We start from the raw sequence: 17690 nt of genomic DNA on the forward strand, positions 1-17690 counted from the left end.
CGTGTCTAAGTCTGGCTGCCAAAAGGTGGCCAGACATCTGCAACAGGGCTGATCCTGTTACACCACTTATTTCACTCTGACCAACCCTGAGGTGGGGCCAATGGACGCCATCCTATTGCAAATTTTGAACGGTCTGGACAAAGGGTCGGCCTATGCGTTGATTGCGCTGGGGCTGACGCTTATTTTTGGAACGCTAGGTGTTGTGAACTTTGCCCACGGGGCGCTGTTCATGATCGGTGCGTTCTGTGCCGTTACTCTGCAAAAGCTCCTGAACCTGAGCTTTGAGACGATCGACGAGAGCCAAACTGACTTTCTGGGCAACCCAATGAAGGTTGAAACACCTTACGTCGAGGCTTGGTTCGGCCCAGAGGCCGGTGCGACGATCATCGATTGGTCTGTTCCTCTGGCTATCTTGTTTGCGATCCCGATCATGTTAGCAGTTGGCTACGTGATGGAACGCGGGTTGATTAAGCATTTCTATAAGCGCCCTCACGCTGACCAGATTCTTGTGACATTTGGTCTGGCGATCGTGTTGCAGGAAATCGTGAAGTATTTCTTCGGCGCCAATCCAATCCAAACTCCACCGCCTGACGCGCTGAGCGGCTCGATCGACCTTGGCACAATGGTTGGATTTGATCCCAACGCCATAATCTATCCGATTTGGCGTCTGGTTTACTTCGGATTTGCCGTCGGAATTATCGGTGCTGTTTTCTCATTCCTGCAATTCACCACGTTTGGCATGGTCGTGCGCGCTGGAATGGCGGACCGAGAGACCGTAGGCTTGCTGGGTATCAATATCGACCGGCGCTTTACGATCATGTTCGGTATTGCTGCCGCAGTGGCCGGTTTGGCCGGTGTAATGTACGGGCCGCTAAACCCGCCAAATTACCACATGGGGATGGACTTCCTGGTCCTTAGCTTCGTTGTTGTGGTTGTCGGCGGCATGGGCTCGCTGCCCGGGGCCGTGCTGGCTGGCTTTCTACTTGGCATTCTGGAGAGTTTTGCCTCAACGACCTGGGCTACCACGACTATCCCGGGGATCAACCAAATCATCATCTACCTTGTTGCCATAATTGTGCTTCTGACACGCCCGCGCGGGTTGATGGGGCGCAAAGGCGTGATGGAGGAATAATCGATGTTTGGACTGAACAAAAAAGACACCAGCCTTCTAATCATCGTCGGCCTTCTCACCCTGCTGGCCCCGTTCATCCTGAACCCGTTCCCTGAAGGCAGCGCCATGGCGCAGTTCAACGCGGGCTATCCGGACTTGATGCAGCGCTTTGTAATCTTTGGCATCTTTGCCATCGGGTTCAACATCCTATTCGGCCTTACGGGATACCTGTCATTCGGTCACGCGGCCTTTTTGGGTGTCGGATCGTATTCAGCTGTGTGGATGTTCAAGTTGCTGAGTTACAATATCATTCCGGCTATTGCGCTCAGCGTTGTGGTCGCCGGAGTTTTCTCGCTACTGATTGGGTATGTCAGTCTGCGTCGGTCGGGCATCTACTTTTCGATCCTGACTCTGGCCTTTGCGCAGATGAGTTTTGCATTGGCCTATTCTGTCTTGTCGAACCCCAAGTTCAACTTAACAAACGGGGAAACCGGTCTGCAGGTTTATTCAGACGATCCGCAAATCCTGCAGGGTGTCAACTCACCGGACGTGCCACATCTATTCGGGCTGCCGATGCGCGCAACCTATACCATGGACGTGGGAGCGTGGAGTTTTGATTTTAACGCGGGTTACTATCTATGTGCGGTGATCATGATGGTGGTGTTCTACCTGTCCATCCGCATCTTCCGCTCGCCTTTTGGCATGATGCTGAGGGCGGTCAAATCAAACCAGCAACGGATGAACTATACCGGCCTAAACTCAAAGCCATACACGTTAGCGGCGTTTGTTATCTCTGGCATGTATGCCGGTCTGGCTGGTGGCCTGATGGCCGCAATGGACCCGCTGGCGGGCGCTGAGCGTATGCAGTGGACCGCTTCGGGTGAAGTCGTTCTGATGACGATCCTAGGTGGTACAGGCACTTTGATAGGTCCGGTTCTGGGTGCAGGCTTTATCAAATATTTCGAGAATATTTTCTCGAAGATCAACGACAACGTATTGCACAGTTGGTTTGCTTTCCTGCCTGACGGTTTGGAGGACGCAGTTGTGTTCGTGATCCATCCGTTCATAGGAAAAGGTTGGCATCTGACGCTTGGCATCCTTTTCATGCTTGTCGTTATCTACCTGCCAGGTGGTCTTGTCGAAGGTGGCCAGCGTTTGCTCAACAGGATCAAACGCAAGAAATCTAACGCCGACGATCCAACGTCAGGCAAAACGGAACCGGCGGAATAAGGGGCGAGCCATGGCAATTCTGAGAGTCAAAGACGTTAGCAAGCGCTTCGGCGGCCTCAAGGCACTGACGGACGTAAATCTCAACGTAGAGGAAAACTCGGTTCACGCGATCATCGGACCCAACGGAGCTGGCAAGTCGACTTTGCTAAATTGTCTGGTGGGCAAGCTCATGCCAGACACGGGAACCGTATTGTTCGACAACGCCTCGGTGTTGGGACTTGAGCCCTTCCAGATCAACCAGATGGGCATTAGTCGCGTGTTCCAGACACCAGAGATTTTTGGTGAGCTGACTGTGATGGAGAACATGTTGATCCCGATCTTTGCAATGAGGGATGGGGTGTTCCGGATGCATGCTTATGAGACCATCGCCAACGAAAAGGCGATTGTCGAACAAGCCGAGGCGATGCTGGAAGAGATGAACATGGCCGACAAGCGCGAAATGCATGCGGCCTCGCTTTCACGCGGCGATAAGCGCCGGCTTGAGATTGGCATGTGCCTCAGTCAAAATCCGCGGCTACTGCTCCTAGACGAACCCACTGCGGGTATGGCGAGGGCGGACACCAACAACACAATCGACCTGCTGAAACAAATTAAGGATGAGCGCGACATCACCATCGCAATCATTGAGCACGACATGCATGTGGTCTTCAGCCTTGCCGAACGCATCACAGTTCTGGCTCAGGGAACACCCCTGGTTGAAGATACTCCTGAAAACATCCGCGGAAACCCCAAGGTTCGCGAGGCCTATCTAGGCGAGGCTGCGTAAGGAAAAGCTATGAACGAGAAACCTGACTTTTCAAAAAACGCCAATATGGCCAGCACGGCGCCTGCTTTTCTTTCCGTTTGGGACATGCACTCCTACTACGGAGAAAGCTATATCGTGCAGGGCGTCAGCTTTAACGTACATGAAGGTGAGATTCTTGCTCTTCTCGGGCGCAATGGTGCTGGCAAAACCTCGACTCTACGTTCGATCGCGAGAGTGGGAGAGCCCGAAGTAAGACATGGCGAAATCTGGCTAGATCACAAGCCGCTGCACAAAATGACTAGCTACGAAGCCGCGGCGGCAGGCCTTGGTCTTGTACCGGAAGATAGACGCATCATTCCTGGCCTGACCGTCGAAGAAAACCTGCAACTTGCTCAGATTGCTCCACCAATCGGGTGGTCACTGGACCGGCTTTACGAATTGTTCCCGCGTTTAGGAGAGCGTCGAAAGCAGGAGGGAATTACACTGTCAGGGGGCGAACAACAAATGCTGTCAATCGCCAGAGCCTTGGCCAGAGACATCAAGGTCCTGCTTTTGGATGAACCCTATGAAGGCTTGGCTCCTGTCATTGTCGATGAAATCGAAAAAACTCTAATTCACGTCAAGCAACAAGGTATGACCACGATCATTGTTGAGCAGAATGCCGTGCGCGCTTTGGAATTGGCGGACCGCGCGATCATACTAGATACGGGGACCATCGTATTTGACGGCGCGGCCAAAGAGGTGCTTGAAGACACCAATCTACGAGAGGAATATCTGGCGATCTAGGTCACATACCCTGCGGTAATCAGGCGAAAAAGGGCAGGTTATAAGCCTGCCCAAATTTTTTTGCCGAAGATGTGAGTCTAAAGACCTGCTCAAAAGGACCAATTGGAGCCAAGGAGCCGAGTGACCAAACTCTGCAACCGGAGACTTGACGGTACTCCCAAATTCAAGAGATCTTTTTTCTTCTACGTCTGCGGCTTAACAGTTCATGCGGCGCATAGCGAAAGTGGTTCCGTCCCCGACCGGCCTCGGTGAAGACTGCGGTGAATGTGCTAGTAAAGCCCAACTTACAAAATGCTGCACAACATAGGAATGACAGCTGTCTACACAAAGCAGGCAATGAAGGCTATCGATCCAGTCGATCTACTGGCCTGAAAAAAACGCCCTTTGGATGATTAGCGACGCACCCCATCATTGAAAGCGGCCATCATAACACCTCTTAGTCGAGACACATCCTCGTCCACAGTAGCGGACAGTTCACATTCGAATGACGGCAACACCTCGATCCGGATCGTTCCACTTTTTGGGAGGTGTTTGCCGCGTGGTAGCAGGCGGTCAGAGTCGTGAATGACGATAGGCCGAATTGTCCGGCCGGTACTACGCGCGGCCAATACGGCACCCGCCTTGAACGCGCCAAGGCTTTCGGACCGGGTGCGCGTGCCCTCAGGAAACAGCACGACCGAGCAGCGTGTGGGCATTGCGTGGATGGCAGTGGTAAGTGTTTCAAGCGCTAAACGGCCGCTTTTGCGGTCAACTTCAACAAGCCCGGCACCCTTGAATCCGCGGCGCAAAAGGGCCGCATCGCAGAGTTCCTTCTTAGCGGCAAAGGTGATCCACTTGGCGTCCGGCAAAGCATCCATCAGGGCGAAGCCATCCAGGTGGCTGCGGTGGTTGATCACGATGATGCTGCCGGTGTCGGCGGCCAGCATTGCCACTTCCGCCTGGGTCATTTCAGTCCGGATACTCAGCAGCCACAAAAGCCGCGAACAGGCACGTTTGACCAGCCGCCAATACCAGCCGCGAAAGCCCTGCCGATTACTGCAAAGCAGGGGCACAAACGCAACGTAAATGAAATAGACAGGGCCCAGCAGGAACAACGCTGTGCGCTTTATGATGCGCAAGGCAGTTGAGTCTATTGCCGCTGGTGCGGCTCGTTCGTCCGGAGGTTGGAGTGACATGGATTCCGCCGCAAGTGTCGCTTTCCTTGTGATGGTCACGAGGGTTCTTCGTTTGGCTTTCGGTACCTGCCCTCTGGGCGCGTGGCCCGACAATAACCCAGCGCACTGCTTCTATGGGGCAAGGGCGAAAGCACATCAATAGAAAGTCGCGTGTTGGTGATTGGCGTCGATGGTTGGTTCAAGCCGATTAAACGATTTCTACGCCGTGCGCGAATGGCCAGAAAGCACACTTTGCGAAAGTTCGACCCGAGAACGTCGACGGGCTGTTTGGTCCGCAACTCAGATATTCCGATAAACAAAAAAACCGCACCCAAAGGCGCGGTTCTTTCAAATCTGTAATGTGCAGTTCTTAGCCCTGGCGAGCTTTGAACTTGCGCTGCGTCTTGTTGATCACGTAGACGCGGCCTTTGCGACGCACAATACGGCAATCACGGTGCCGGTTCTTGAGCGAGCGGAGCGAGTTCTTGACCTTCATTGGTCTGTCTCCAATCTGCGGCGCCTTCATCAAAGACGTGGCCAGCGCCTGGGTTAGCGGGTGCCCCGGAACTCCGGAACAGTGAAACGATGGTGGGCGGTACAAGGATCGAACTTGTGACCCCTTCGATGTCAACGAAGTGCTCTACCGCTGAGCTAACCGCCCACTTAACCTTTGCGTTGTCCTGCCCCATAACGAAATGGGGCGCGGAACCCCGCGCCGGTAGCGGGGTCTATAAAAGGAGTCGCAAAGGGGTTCAAGGGGTTTGGTAGAACTATTTTCCGGTCTATGCTCAAGGTGAACAAGGAGTCACTATGCAGAACGCGCCCTATGTATTGGATATGCCCGCCAGCCGCACGTCTTGCGTGGTATTTTCATCCCCGCATAGTGGCCGGGATTACCCCGAAACGATGCTTAACCGTTCGGTTCTGAGCCAAAAAGTGATTCGTTCCTCGGAAGATGCGTTTGTAGATAGGCTGTTTTCAGCTGCGGCTGAATTTGGTGCGCCGATGATTTCTGCCACAAAGCCGCGTGCTTATCTGGACCTGAACCGCAGTGCCGAGGAGTTGGATCCCGCGCTAATCCAAGGCGCGCGCCGCCACGGGCACAACCCGCGGGTGGCTTCGGGGCTGGGTGTGATTCCCAGAGTGGTGGCCAATGGACGGGCGATCTACCGTGGTAAGCTTACAATGGACGAGGCTCGTTTGCGCATCGATACCTGTTGGCGTCCGTACCACGCGCGCGTCAAGTCGCTGCTTGCCGAATCTCATAAAGCCTTCGGGCAGGCGGTCTTGATTGATTGCCATTCGATGCCGCATGAGGCTGTTGCCATGGCCAGCACCGCCAAGTCTAAACGCCCCGAGGTCGTGTTGGGTGACAGGTTTGGTGCATCAGCATCAGCGGAAGTGGTGGATCGGATCGAATCCGCCTTTACCGCAGCTGGGTTAAACGTCGCACGCAATACACCGTTTGCCGGGGCCTATGTCACGCAGACCTATGGCCGACCAAGCCGTCACCAGCACGCGGTTCAGATCGAGATCGACCGTGCGCTGTACATGGATGAGGCTGAGGTCAGACCGAATGACAACTTCGCGGCCTTCCAAGCCATTTTAAGAGAAGTCATTCAGGATATCGCTGGTATTGGCGACGACTCGCTGCGTTTGGCGGCGGAGTAACTCAGCGCAACGCGCGACCTTTCACAATCGCATCCGTTCCGAACTTTTTCCGGATTTCGTCGGTGGCTCGTTCAGCCTGTGAACGACGGGCAGCGCCAGGGTCAAGCAAGTCTCCGGTGATATCTGCTTGTTCCTCTGAACACAGATCGGACAGGCCGCACCCCAGCAGGCGGTACGGTCCTTGGTCTCCAACCTGATCAAAAAGACCACGGGCCGTTCGGTATATGCGGTCTGCAATCTGTGTGGCGTCTCGCAGGGATACCCGGCGGGTGATGATCTTGTGGTTTGCTTTCTTCAGTTTCAGTGTGACCACCCTTCCGGCCAGGCCTTTGGCCTTGGCGCGGTCCGCAACCTTTTCAGACAAGCGCCATAGATGGCCGTCCAGAACGTCGAGGCTGGCCGTGTCTTCGAAGAAAGTGGTTTCGTTGCTGATCGACTTCATTGGTTCATGCGCCGACACACGCCTTTTGTCCTGACCGCGTGCCAGATGCCAAAGGCGATATCCCATGGACCCAAAGCGCGCGGTCAGCGCCTCTTGGTCCCAACGCAAAAGGTCTGAAAAACTACGAATGCCTGCGCGATCGAGCGACTCTTGCGCGGCGGGGCCAATGCCCCAGATCAATCGAACCGGTTTGTCATGCAAGAACTCGGCTGTTTCCGCCTTGCCGATCACAGAAAACCCGCGAGGCTTATCGAGATCAGATGCGACTTTGGCCAGAAACTTATTGTGTGACAGACCGATTGAACCGGTCACGCCCAATTCTTCTTTCATGCGCTTGACCAATCGTGCCAGCATCACGGCAGGCGGAGCGCCATGCAGGCGTTCAGTGCCCGACAGATCCATGAACGCCTCGTCCAGAGAGAGGGGTTCGACCACCGGGGTTAACTCGTCCATCATCGCGCGGATCTGGCGCGATACTTCGGCATAGACGGACATGCGCGGTTTGATCACCACAGCTTCGGGGCACAGTTGGAGAGCTTTGAACATTGGCATCGCAGATCGAACACCTCGGATGCGCGCGACATAACACGCTGTTGAGACCACCCCGCGTTTGCCGCCACCAATAATTACGGGCTTGTCGGCAAGTTCGGGATTATCTCGCTTTTCGACCGAAGCATAAAATGCGTCGCAATCCATATGTGCGATGGACAGGTCAAACAGTTCAGGGTGCGCTTTGAACCGAGGACTGCCGCAGGAAGGGCAACGCCGTTCGTCGGTCAGCATGGTCAAGCAATCTCGGCAGAGACCGGGCATATAGTTTTCCCGCCTTCTTTGCGATCTGGTAGAGGGCTTAGTTATAGCAGGCTTAACGACAGCGCAAAGCGCTAGCTGCAGGCGAATTGTGGGCTGAAAGAAGACCCCCCGCAATTAGGCGGGGGGAGGTGACGGACCTCAGGAAGAGATGGTCCGCGGGGAGTATCACGGACTTAGAATCGCTCAAAAACGCGGTTTTCGATAGGACCTACGTCGCACAAACAAAACTCGTGTTTTTCATGTGTATTTTGGAGCACAGGGACGATTTGGCGCAGATCGGGCAGAAAGTGACGCAAGGTCAACTGTTTGTGCGTCGCTTTTACTGCTTTTTACACCAATTTCCCGAGTGCTCTCAGTGGCGTGTCAAGGTTTTTAGCTCGGCCAGAACTGCTTCGGCGGCCGCCTTCGGATCCTCTGCCTGATAGATCGGGCGGCCGACAACGATGTGGTCAGCCCCGTCGCCAATGGCACTGGCCGGTGTCGCCACTCGTTTTTGATCACCCAAGGCGGCCCCGGCAGGGCGCACACCAGGTGTTACGATCAGCCGACCTTCGGCCTGTGGCAGGGCGCGGATCAGGGCAGCCTCTTGCGGGCTGGCGATGACGCCGTCAGCCCCGGCTTCAAGCGCTTTGGCTGCACGCTCAACGACCAGATCTTGCACATCGCCCTCTTTTAGAAGGCTGGCGTCGAGATCATCACGGTTCAGCGATGTCAGGATGGTCACGGCGAGAATTTTGAGATCTTTGCCAGAGGCTCCTTCCTTCGCGGCGCGAACCACGTGCGGGTCACCATGCACAGTCAGAAAATCCAGATCGAACTGGGCTAAACCGCGTACTGCATTTTCCACCGTATTGCCGATGTCGAACAACTTCATGTCCAGAAAGATGCGCTTGCCATGGTCCTGCTTTAGTTCATTGGCCAAAGCCAGTCCGCCGCCTGTCAGCATGCCCAGCCCGATCTTATAGAACGATACGGCATCACCCAGTCTCTCGGCCATAGCCAGGCCCTGCAGGGCATTGGGGACATCAAGGGCAACAATCAGGCGGTCATCGGACATGGGAAGCTCCTTTTTGGCAAACGTCTGCGTCCTAACGGTTTCATGCGCGTCTGTCCATGCGGACTGAGTCTGTGATCGAAGTCATACGGCATTTTTCGGACTGTGTTATGGTGCTCGACATCCAAGCGAGATGTAAAAAGGGGGGTGACATGAAACATTGGGCAGGGCTGATGCTCATACTGGCTTTGGTAGGGTGCCAGGATATGCCATTGGAAAACGAGGCGGCGGATACGGTCATCAAGTCTCCGACCAATGACAACCTGCGGCTGGTAGGTGGCTACAGGTCGACGGATGATGATTGTGAACTGACCGGTGAAACCGCATTCACAATCGATTTTCTGGACGATGCGGCCGACTTGGTTTCTTGCCCTACAAACAGCGACGCGGCCCAGTCTCTGGTAGAGATGTATGATGCGCGGCAGGTGGCGGAAACCGGTGGATATACTGTCTACACAATACCGCGCCGATAAGAGTGGATTCTGAAGTTTAGCCTCTTGAACGAGTGAATATATTTCCCAGATTGAATGTGAGGCTTCGACCGAAGCGTGCCGCCAAGCGGGCGCATCAAAACGGGGCGCTTACGAAAGGAGAACATTATGGACTTAAACAAGTTCACCGAGCGGGCAAGGGGTTTCGTGCAAGCGGCGCAGACCATTGCACTGCGCGAGGGGCACCAGAGGCTGGAGCCCACACATATTCTAAAGGCATTGATGGATGACGATCAGGGGCTGGCGAGCAACCTGATTACACGTGCTGGCGGCGCACCCAATCGAGTGGTCGAGTCGCTGGACGTTGCGATGGCCAAAATCCCGAAGGTCAGCGGCGACGCGAGCCAAATTTATATGGACGGCCAGACCGCAAAGGTTCTGGATGAGGCAGAGAAGATCGCCACCAAAGCGGGCGACAGTTTTGTACCGGTCGAACGCGTGTTGATGGCGCTGTGCATGGTGAAATCCAAAGCCAAAGAGGCTTTGGAAGCCGGTGCTGTTTCCGCTCAGAAACTGAACGAAGCGATCAATGACATCCGAAAGGGTCGTACGGCTGATACCGCATCGGCGGAAGAAGGCTATGACGCGCTTAAGAAGTACGCGCGCGACCTGACTGAGGCCGCGGCTGAGGGCAAGATCGACCCGATCATCGGACGTGACGAAGAAATCCGTCGCTCGATGCAGGTTCTGTCGCGTCGCACCAAGAACAATCCGGTTCTGATCGGTGAGCCTGGTGTTGGTAAGACCGCGATTGCCGAGGGCATGGCCCTGCGCATCGTTAACGGCGACGTGCCGGAATCGCTGAAGGACAAAAAGCTACTCGCGCTCGATATGGGTGCGCTGATTGCTGGTGCGAAATACCGTGGTGAGTTTGAGGAACGCCTTAAGGCCGTTCTTACCGAGGTGACGGAAGCCGCCGGTGAGATCATCCTGTTCATCGACGAGATGCACACCCTGGTCGGTGCCGGTAAGTCTGACGGTGCCATGGACGCCGCCAACCTGATCAAGCCTGCGCTTGCCAGGGGTGAGCTGCATTGTATCGGTGCAACCACGCTGGATGAGTATCGCAAATACGTCGAAAAAGACGCGGCCCTTGCGCGTCGGTTCCAACCTGTGATGGTCACCGAGCCGACAGTCGAGGACACGATCAGTATCCTGCGCGGCATCAAGGAAAAGTACGAGCTGCACCACGGTGTGCGCATCTCGGACTCGGCGCTGGTGTCGGCGGCGACCTTGTCGCATCGCTATATTACAGATCGTTTCCTGCCCGACAAAGCCATCGACCTTGTCGATGAGGCGGCATCGCGTCTGCGGATGGAGGTTGATTCCAAACCCGAAGAGCTGGATCAGCTGGATCGCCAGATCCTACAGATGCAGATCGAGGAAGAGGCTCTGAAGCTGGAGGATGACGCGGCCTCAAAGGATCGTCTGGAAACCTTGCAAAAGGATCTGGCCGATCTGCAGGAGAAGTCCGCCGAGATGACCGCCCAGTGGCAGGCCGAACGCGATAAGCTGGCTGGCGCACGCGATCTAAAAGAACAGCTCGACAAGGCGCGCGCTGACCTTGAGATCGCCAAGCGGGAAGGCAATCTTGCCAAAGCGGGTGAGCTGTCCTATGGCGTGATCCCTGACCTTGAGAAAAAGCTGACCGAGGCTGAAAACGCCGAAAGCAACGCTATGATGGCCGAAGAAACCGTGCGCCCGGCGCAGATCGCCAGTGTTGTAGAACGCTGGACCGGTATTCCGACCGCCAAGATGCTGGAAGGTGAGCGCGAGAAGCTGCTGCGGATGGAAGACGAGCTGCACTCCCGCGTGATCGGTCAGGATGCGGCGGTGACTGCCGTGGCCAACGCCGTGCGTCGTGCGCGTGCAGGGCTAAATGACGAGAACCGCCCGCTGGGTTCGTTCCTGTTCCTCGGCCCGACCGGCGTGGGTAAAACCGAACTGACCAAGGCCGTGGCGAACTTCTTGTTCGACGACGACAATGCGATGGTGCGCATCGACATGTCCGAGTTCATGGAGAAACACGCGGTCGCCCGTCTGATCGGTGCCCCTCCGGGCTACGTCGGCTATGACGAAGGTGGCGTGCTGACCGAAGCCGTGCGGCGTCGGCCCTATCAGGTCGTGCTGTTCGATGAGGTCGAAAAGGCGCACCCGGATGTGTTCAACGTGCTGTTGCAGGTTCTCGACGATGGTGTTCTGACCGACGGTCAGGGCCGCACCGTGGACTTCAAGCAGACGCTGATCATTCTGACTTCGAACCTTGGGTCTCAGGCGCTCAGCCAGCTGCCCGAAGGTGCGGACAGTGCGCAGGCACGACGGGATGTGATGGACGCGGTCCGGGCACATTTCCGGCCTGAGTTCCTGAACCGTCTAGATGAAACCATCATCTTCGACCGCCTCAAGCGGGCCGATATGGATGGCATCGTCGATATCCAGATGGCGCGTCTGCAGAAACGTCTGGCCGCACGCAAGATCGAACTGGTCTTGGACAATGGGGCCAAGCAGTGGCTGGCCGACGAAGGTTATGACCCGGTCTTTGGTGCGCGCCCGCTGAAACGTGTGATCCAGCGTGCGTTGCAGAACCCGTTGGCCGAGGCATTGCTGGCTGGTGAGATCAAGGACGGAGAAACCGTTCCTGTGACTGCCGGGGCCGAGGGGCTGATCATCGGCGACAGGGTCGGTGCATCAGACCGTCCGCGCCCGGATGACGCGGTCGTACACTAAGCTGCCATATAATAAAGAACATGAAACCCGCCCTTTCAAAGGGCGGGTTTTTCTGACACCTACGCGTTGAATTTACTCAAAAGGACTGCTGTTTTTATGGCGAAAATGGAATGGGCGCAGCTGCTGAATACGGCCACTTATAACAACAAATCAGAGCAAGCTGAGCGACCGTCTTACGTCATAGCAACCGACAGAATCACGTTTTCTGCCCCTTTCCGCCGTTTGGCAAACAAGACACAGGTTCACCCCCTGTATGACAACGACCACCTGCGCCATCGCCTGATTCACTCAGAAGAGGTGGCAAGTGTCGGCAGATCCATCGGGATGCAAGTTGGAGTCTGGTTGGCGGAGGAGAAATTCATCCCGCCTGAAGATGCTCATAAAGTGGCCGGAGTCGTTCAAGCAGCCTGTCTTGCGCATGATCTGGGGAATCCGCCGTTCGGGCATTCTGGGGAAGAAGCGATTGGTAAATGGTGCTCTGAAAAACTTAGGGGATGTTCTCCGGCGTTTCAGGGTATTGCGGGTGACCGATGGCATGAATTCGAAAAATTCGAGGGTAATGCACAGGGCTTCCGCATTTTAACGCGGCTTGAGATGTACCGAGACAAGGGCGGCATGTGTATGCCTAACGCTGTTTTGGGTGCTTTCATGAAGTATCCGATGGGAGCGGAGACCTCCAAGCGCCTCAAGCAGAACAAACCCAAAGACGACTTGTATGTCGGTGCAAAGAAGTTTGGCTTCTTTGAATCGGAGCGGGCTTATTTTGAAACAGCCGCGGATGCGATGGGCCTGATCGAAGCGCAAGGTCCTGATGGCCAAGCTTGGTGGCGGAGACACCCACTGGTCTATTTGGTCGAGGCTGCGGACGATGTTTGCTACAACATCGTCGATCTCGAGGATGGGTACACGGCGGGCGATCTGTCTTTCGAGACTGTTCAGGATCGCTTGTCTGCTTTTGCCAATAGTCCAAGTGGCAACCAGGGCGGCTATACGGATTTCGAAAAGATCAGCTACTTGCGCGCACGGGCGATAGGCGGTGCCATCAAAGCCTGCGTTGACGCATTCAAGGAAAGACACGAGGACATTCTGGATGGCAGTTTTTCGGACTCGCTAATCGGCGTGTCCGCCAGAGCAAAAGACTTCTCCGAGATTGAAGATTTGGCCCGTGAACAGCTATTCACCGCGCCGCGTAAGACCCGGCTTGAGGTCAAAGGACGAAACGTGCTCCGCAAGGTGCTGGACGGCCTTTGCCCGGTTTATGAAGAACTAGCCCGGCACAACTGGCAGCACGACGAGTTGCCTGATTACGAAAGGCAACTCATCAATGCAGTCCAGCTTGATTTGCGCGGGGTCGATGACGCCTATTCCGCCCTGCATTCGCTGACTGACTTCGTGTCTGGCATGACTGACAGATATGCTGTGCAGGTGTCAGACATGCTGTCTGGCTAAGGAGCGGATTACACTAGGGCAAAAATCCGTGCCGGGCCGCCAGTGCCACCTTTGTGTTTCGGCGCGCCGATGACCAGTGTGGCGCCGGACGCCGGGACACGGTCCAGCCCGGCCAGACATTCGATCCCGAACCGGCCCGACGGTAGCCAAGCGTAATGTGTGGCAAAGTCGGCTGACATTCCGTGATCCAGTGAAAGCGTGTCCACTGCAATCGAACGTGCGCCTGTGTCTTCCATCAGCATTTGCGCGGCTTCTACGTGAAAACCGGGATAGTGCTGGGCTTCACCGTCAAAGTTGCGGAACTCATCCGTGGCAGTCTTACCCGCCCAGCCGGAGTGCATGGCGACACAAGCGCCGTCCGGAATATCACCGTTGGCAGCAATCCAGGTCTTTAGGTCATCCGGCGTGACGCGCGTATCAGCGTCCTCGGCCGCGCGCGCGGCGATATCAACGACACATAGTGGCGCAACCAGATCATTGACCGGGATTTCATCGACCGATGCGCCGTCCGCCGAGAAGTGCAACGGAGCGTCGATATGGGTTCCGGTGTGCTCATTGATCGACAGGCTAAGCAGGTTGAAGCCGTGATCTCCAAAATTAAACGGCTGTTCAGTCGAAATGCCGGGATCACCGCCCCAGGTTGGGAAGTCGGGGCTGAGCGTATGGGTCATGTCTTCGACACCGCCGTGACCAGCAGCTAGCGCCGCTGGCACGGTAGCTCCTGTCGCTACGGCGGCCACGCTTGTTGCGGCTGCGGCTTTGAAAAATCCGCGCCGTGACAACATACGGTCTTTGACGGCGTTCATTACGCAAATGTCACACATTCGTCTTCTCCCTCTGAGGCTCTTCAACTGTGCGGACGTGCAGGCCATCCGCTTGTTTGTCTTCAGTAGATGAAGACCAGCCTGCATTTTTGCAGTACGCGTTGTAAAGCTTGAGGTGGTTACTGGCGCGGCGACGGCCGCGCCCCGAGAACGTTAAGGGTGAGCCCCTAGTGGGTGCCCAATTGACGGCTTTTACGCAGGGCGCGAAGGTCGTCTGCGCTCATTCTTGGTTCGGATTGTGCTGCGTCTTGCTTTGCGGATTTCATGTTGGCTTCGACCATCTGCGAGATTGTCGGACCTGAATCGCGCAGATGAAGATACCCGAGGACGCCCCCCGCACATTGCAGGCTGAAGGACCACGTTCCGATCAGCAGATAGATGACGAACAGACCGACCAACGACCAGATGGGTCGGATGGGCGCGCTGCCTTCGGTCATACTGCTGAACTCGATCAAGTCGGCTTGCAACGTTTCGGCAAAGCCCGAGACGAACATTAGCACAATGAGGACAGCATGCAGAATGAACATTCCGATGTAGCTAAAGACGGTCAGCGCAAAGAGCGGCCCGAATGCAGCCCGGAAATGGCGGAAAGGCGTGTAGGGTAGCCCGTCGGGATCGCGTCCGATTGAGGCGGATGCGATAGGGACAAGCAGGCTGGCCCGAATGGAACACGCTGAAAGAAAGATCGACAACATCACCAGAACGCCAGGAAGCGCTCCGGATGTGCCCACATACTGAGAAGCCAGACCAGCGATTTCGTTCTGCAGCAATATGTCTGGCGAGATGGCGACCAGAGAGAATACGGAAACAAGGCCAAGGATAACGGTCATGCTCGCGCCTTCTACGGTGCCGTAGATTATGGCCGGTACGAATAGCCCCTTGATCCCTGTGCTAGGCTGAACACCCAACGTTTGCAGACCTGTTCTCGTTCCAAGCAATGTTGGAACCGCAACCGAAGAGAAGACGATAAGAAACGTCAAAAGAAATGCGAATGAGGGCAAAAGGAAACCAAGCAAGAACCCCAGCAAGCCCCCAAGGAGAATGTAGAGGGTCAAACCGATCATCATAAACGGCAGCACGATTGCCATGCGCCAGAATATGGATAGCGACAAAGGGAACGCTTTAAGAAACATTGATGTAAGAATCTCAATTCGAAATCTGGATGGGGGTCCGGTAACCAAGCACCCCGTTACGCACCAGTTATTTTCGGTAAATCTGTCAAAAGCTGTTCAGCTTTGTGTCATTTTGGAATCGCATTGAAACGCCTGCTGTATTGGGTTCGCGCCCGATACGTTACAATCTCGTCTCTCAATCGTGACGCCTGTTTCCTTGGCTCTGTGTTATCAGCAAACTACCTCATTCCCGAGGTTGTATTACTACGGAGACATACATGGCGCATCGCTGGACCAATAAACTGACACATGCCGACGTCACGCCAAGGGCGGCGTTTCTGAACCGGCGGCAGGTCATGGCTGGGCTGGCAGGTGTCGGGCTGGCAGGGATGGCACGTGGTGCATCCGCGCAGGAAGCGCTTGAGCCGAATACCTGGGAAGAGATCACTTCGTATAACAACTTCTATGAGTTTGGTACGCGCAAGGATGATCCGGCAAAATATGCTCATACGCTGGTGACCGAACCTTGGAGCATCAAAATCGACGGTTTGGTCGACAAGCCGGGTGAATACGACTTCAAAGACGTTATGGCCGAAATGACTGCCGAAGAGCGTATCTATCGCTTTCGCTGTGTCGAGGCGTGGTCGATGGTTATTCCGTGGAACGGGTTTGAGTTGGCTGATCTGTTGAATATGGCTGGTGTTCAGGAAGGCGCAAAATATGTGGCCTTTGAAACCGCCTATCGACCGGATCAAATGCCGGGCGTTCAATATCCGGTTCTGGAGTGGCCATATCGCGAGGGATTGCGGCTGGACGAAGCCATGCATCCTCTGACCATTATGGCTACCGGAATTTACGGACGACCCATTCCCAACCAAAACGGTGCACCGCTGCGTTTGGTGGTGCCTTGGAAATATGGCTTCAAATCCATCAAATCGATTGTCCGTATTACTCTGACAGACGTCGAACCCCCGACCAGTTGGAATATGGCCAATCCGCGCGAGTATGGCTTCTATAGCAATGTGAACCCAAACGTGGATCATCCGCGTTGGTCTCAGGCCTCTGAACGTCAGATCGGTGGTGGTTTGTTCGCCAAACGCATCCCGACACTGATGTATAACGGCTATGAGGCCGAAGTCGCCGGGCTTTATGAAGGTATGGACTTGTCAAAGAACTACTAAGCCTATGCAGCGAGTGAATCAGATATTGCGCCACCTCCCTGTATGGGCGGTGTATGTGCTGGGGGCGCTTCCGGCACCGTGGCTGTTTTATCAGGGTTTGACCGGTGGCTTGGGTGTCGATCCAATCGAAGCACTCGAGCACCGGTACGGGGAACTGGCGCTGCAGCTTCTGATTTCCGTCCTGGCGATTTCTCCACTTCGGCGCTTCCTCGGGTTGAACCTGCTAAAGTTCCGCCGTGCTCTTGGGGTGCTGACATTTACCTATGTAGGACTGCATCTGCTGGTTTGGCTGGTTCTGGATGTACAGCTGCCCAGTCAGATCTGGGCCGATATCGTCAAGCGACCATATATAACGGTGGGCATGGCCGCTTTTGTCCTCATGCTGCCCTTGGCCGTGACTTCGAACAATTTGTCGGTCCGACGTATGGGCGCACGTTGGCGCAGTCTTCAGCGGCTGGTCTATCCAGCGGCCATTCTTGGTGGGCTGCACTACGTAATGCTGGCTAAGGGCTTTCAGATCGAACCACTGGTCTATTTGTCTTTGATCTTCGGTCTGCTGCTGCTCCGAGTTCCGTTTCCGGCGCTTCTGACTCGACTCCGCCAAGTCGATTCCGCCTGACTCGGCGCCGAGTCTGTGGGTAACCCTGTGAACAAGCCGAGATTCGCGGGTGGCATAGTAGTCAAATACATAATCGGCTTAGAATGAAACGATTCAACTTGTTGATTTTTATAATAAAAAAGTAATTTCGCAGTTTTTTGCAAGTTTCTCGAATTTTCTGCTTGCGGCTTGTTGGTGTTATCCTTAGAACCCCCTTCACCGGCGCTGCTGAGGCGCTAGTGACACACCGGCGAGACGGTGGGACACACTGGAGAGACGGTGGAGACGCTCAGGATAGACTG

Annotated in this window: 16 protein-coding genes and 1 tRNA gene; 10 read left to right on the top strand and 7 right to left on the bottom strand. The window is 55.3% G+C overall.

The genetic code is table 11. From position 1 onward, the window contains the following. Positions 1-100: 100 nt before the first annotated feature. Genes ACR0EO_RS16840 through ACR0EO_RS16855 form a run of 4 tightly spaced genes read left to right on the top strand, consistent with a single transcriptional unit; the run spans position 101 to position 3872 of the window. Positions 101-1132: a branched-chain amino acid ABC transporter permease gene (locus ACR0EO_RS16840; protein ID WP_480691720.1), complete on the top strand. Its 1032-nt coding sequence runs from the start codon at positions 101-103 to the stop codon at positions 1130-1132. A gap of 3 nt (positions 1133-1135) precedes the next feature. Then, the gene (locus ACR0EO_RS16845) at positions 1136-2341 is read left to right on the top strand and encodes a branched-chain amino acid ABC transporter permease (RefSeq protein WP_480691722.1); all 1206 of its coding nucleotides are present in this window, start codon (positions 1136-1138) and stop codon (positions 2339-2341) included. A 10-nt stretch (positions 2342-2351) separates the two neighbouring features. Next, on the top strand, positions 2352-3107 hold the full coding sequence (locus ACR0EO_RS16850) for an ABC transporter ATP-binding protein (RefSeq protein WP_170685375.1): 756 nt from the start codon (positions 2352-2354) through the stop codon (positions 3105-3107). A 9-nt stretch (positions 3108-3116) separates the two neighbouring features. Then, positions 3117-3872, top strand: a complete 756-nt coding sequence (locus ACR0EO_RS16855) for an ABC transporter ATP-binding protein (RefSeq protein ID WP_480691724.1) — start codon at positions 3117-3119, stop codon at positions 3870-3872. Between the two features lie 392 nt (positions 3873-4264). Here ACR0EO_RS16855 and ACR0EO_RS16860 read toward each other — a convergent pair whose 3' ends face one another. The 3 genes from ACR0EO_RS16860 to ACR0EO_RS16870 form a co-directional block, all read right to left on the bottom strand. Next, positions 4265-5047, bottom strand: a complete 783-nt coding sequence (locus ACR0EO_RS16860) for a lysophospholipid acyltransferase family protein (RefSeq protein ID WP_480691726.1) — start codon at positions 5045-5047, stop codon at positions 4265-4267. A 349-nt stretch (positions 5048-5396) separates the two neighbouring features. Continuing rightward, entirely contained in the window at positions 5397-5522 is a 126-nt protein-coding gene (ykgO, locus tag ACR0EO_RS16865; RefSeq protein WP_008755722.1) for a type B 50S ribosomal protein L36, read from the bottom strand. Between the two features lie 90 nt (positions 5523-5612). Next, positions 5613-5687: transfer RNA gene (locus ACR0EO_RS16870), tRNA-Val, on the bottom strand. Between the two features lie 149 nt (positions 5688-5836). Here ACR0EO_RS16870 and ACR0EO_RS16875 point away from each other — a divergent pair. Beyond that, entirely contained in the window at positions 5837-6697 is an 861-nt protein-coding gene (locus ACR0EO_RS16875; protein WP_480691728.1) for an N-formylglutamate amidohydrolase, read from the top strand. Position 6698: 1 nt separating this feature from the next. Here the strand turns inward: ACR0EO_RS16875 and ACR0EO_RS16880 are convergent, their stop codons facing one another. Beyond that, positions 6699-7952, bottom strand: coding sequence for a DNA polymerase IV (locus ACR0EO_RS16880; RefSeq protein ID WP_480691730.1), 1254 nt, complete (start codon positions 7950-7952; stop codon positions 6699-6701). A 352-nt stretch (positions 7953-8304) separates the two neighbouring features. Then, the gene (gene pyrF / locus ACR0EO_RS16885) at positions 8305-9009 is read right to left on the bottom strand and encodes an orotidine-5'-phosphate decarboxylase (protein ID WP_480691732.1); all 705 of its coding nucleotides are present in this window, start codon (positions 9007-9009) and stop codon (positions 8305-8307) included. 149 nt (positions 9010-9158) lie between these two features. On the opposite strand from pyrF, the gene ACR0EO_RS16890 reads away from it, so the two are divergent. The 3 genes from ACR0EO_RS16890 (at position 9159) to dgt (ending at position 13673) form a co-directional block, all read left to right on the top strand. Next, positions 9159-9479: a hypothetical protein gene (locus tag ACR0EO_RS16890; protein WP_480691734.1), complete on the top strand. Its 321-nt coding sequence runs from the start codon at positions 9159-9161 to the stop codon at positions 9477-9479. A 126-nt stretch (positions 9480-9605) separates the two neighbouring features. After that, positions 9606-12224, top strand: coding sequence for an ATP-dependent chaperone ClpB (clpB, locus tag ACR0EO_RS16895; RefSeq protein ID WP_480691736.1), 2619 nt, complete (start codon positions 9606-9608; stop codon positions 12222-12224). Between the two features lie 96 nt (positions 12225-12320). Beyond that, positions 12321-13673 carry a dGTP triphosphohydrolase gene (gene dgt / locus ACR0EO_RS16900; RefSeq protein ID WP_480691738.1) on the top strand — a complete coding sequence of 451 codons (1353 nt, stop codon included), beginning with the start codon at positions 12321-12323 and terminating at the stop codon, positions 13671-13673. A gap of 8 nt (positions 13674-13681) precedes the next feature. Here dgt and ACR0EO_RS16905 read toward each other — a convergent pair whose 3' ends face one another. Both ACR0EO_RS16905 and ACR0EO_RS16910 read right to left on the bottom strand, forming a co-directional pair. Beyond that, positions 13682-14497 (bottom strand): cyclase family protein, encoded by an 816-nt coding sequence (locus ACR0EO_RS16905; protein ID WP_480691740.1) that lies wholly within the window; start codon positions 14495-14497, stop codon positions 13682-13684. Between the two features lie 167 nt (positions 14498-14664). Next, complete coding sequence (locus ACR0EO_RS16910; RefSeq protein WP_480691742.1) at positions 14665-15630, bottom strand: hypothetical protein; 966 nt, start codon at positions 15628-15630, stop codon at positions 14665-14667. A gap of 257 nt (positions 15631-15887) precedes the next feature. Here ACR0EO_RS16910 and msrP point away from each other — a divergent pair, with 257 nt between their 5' ends. Both msrP and msrQ read left to right on the top strand, forming a co-directional pair. Further along, positions 15888-16790 carry a protein-methionine-sulfoxide reductase catalytic subunit MsrP gene (gene msrP / locus ACR0EO_RS16915; RefSeq protein ID WP_480691744.1) on the top strand — a complete coding sequence of 301 codons (903 nt, stop codon included), beginning with the start codon at positions 15888-15890 and terminating at the stop codon, positions 16788-16790. Positions 16791-16794: 4 nt separating this feature from the next. Next, the gene (gene msrQ, locus ACR0EO_RS16920; protein ID WP_480691746.1) at positions 16795-17409 is read left to right on the top strand and encodes a protein-methionine-sulfoxide reductase heme-binding subunit MsrQ; all 615 of its coding nucleotides are present in this window, start codon (positions 16795-16797) and stop codon (positions 17407-17409) included. The last annotated feature ends 281 nt before the right edge of the window (positions 17410-17690 follow it).

This window comes from Ruegeria sp. BE9, from assembly GCF_056538765.1.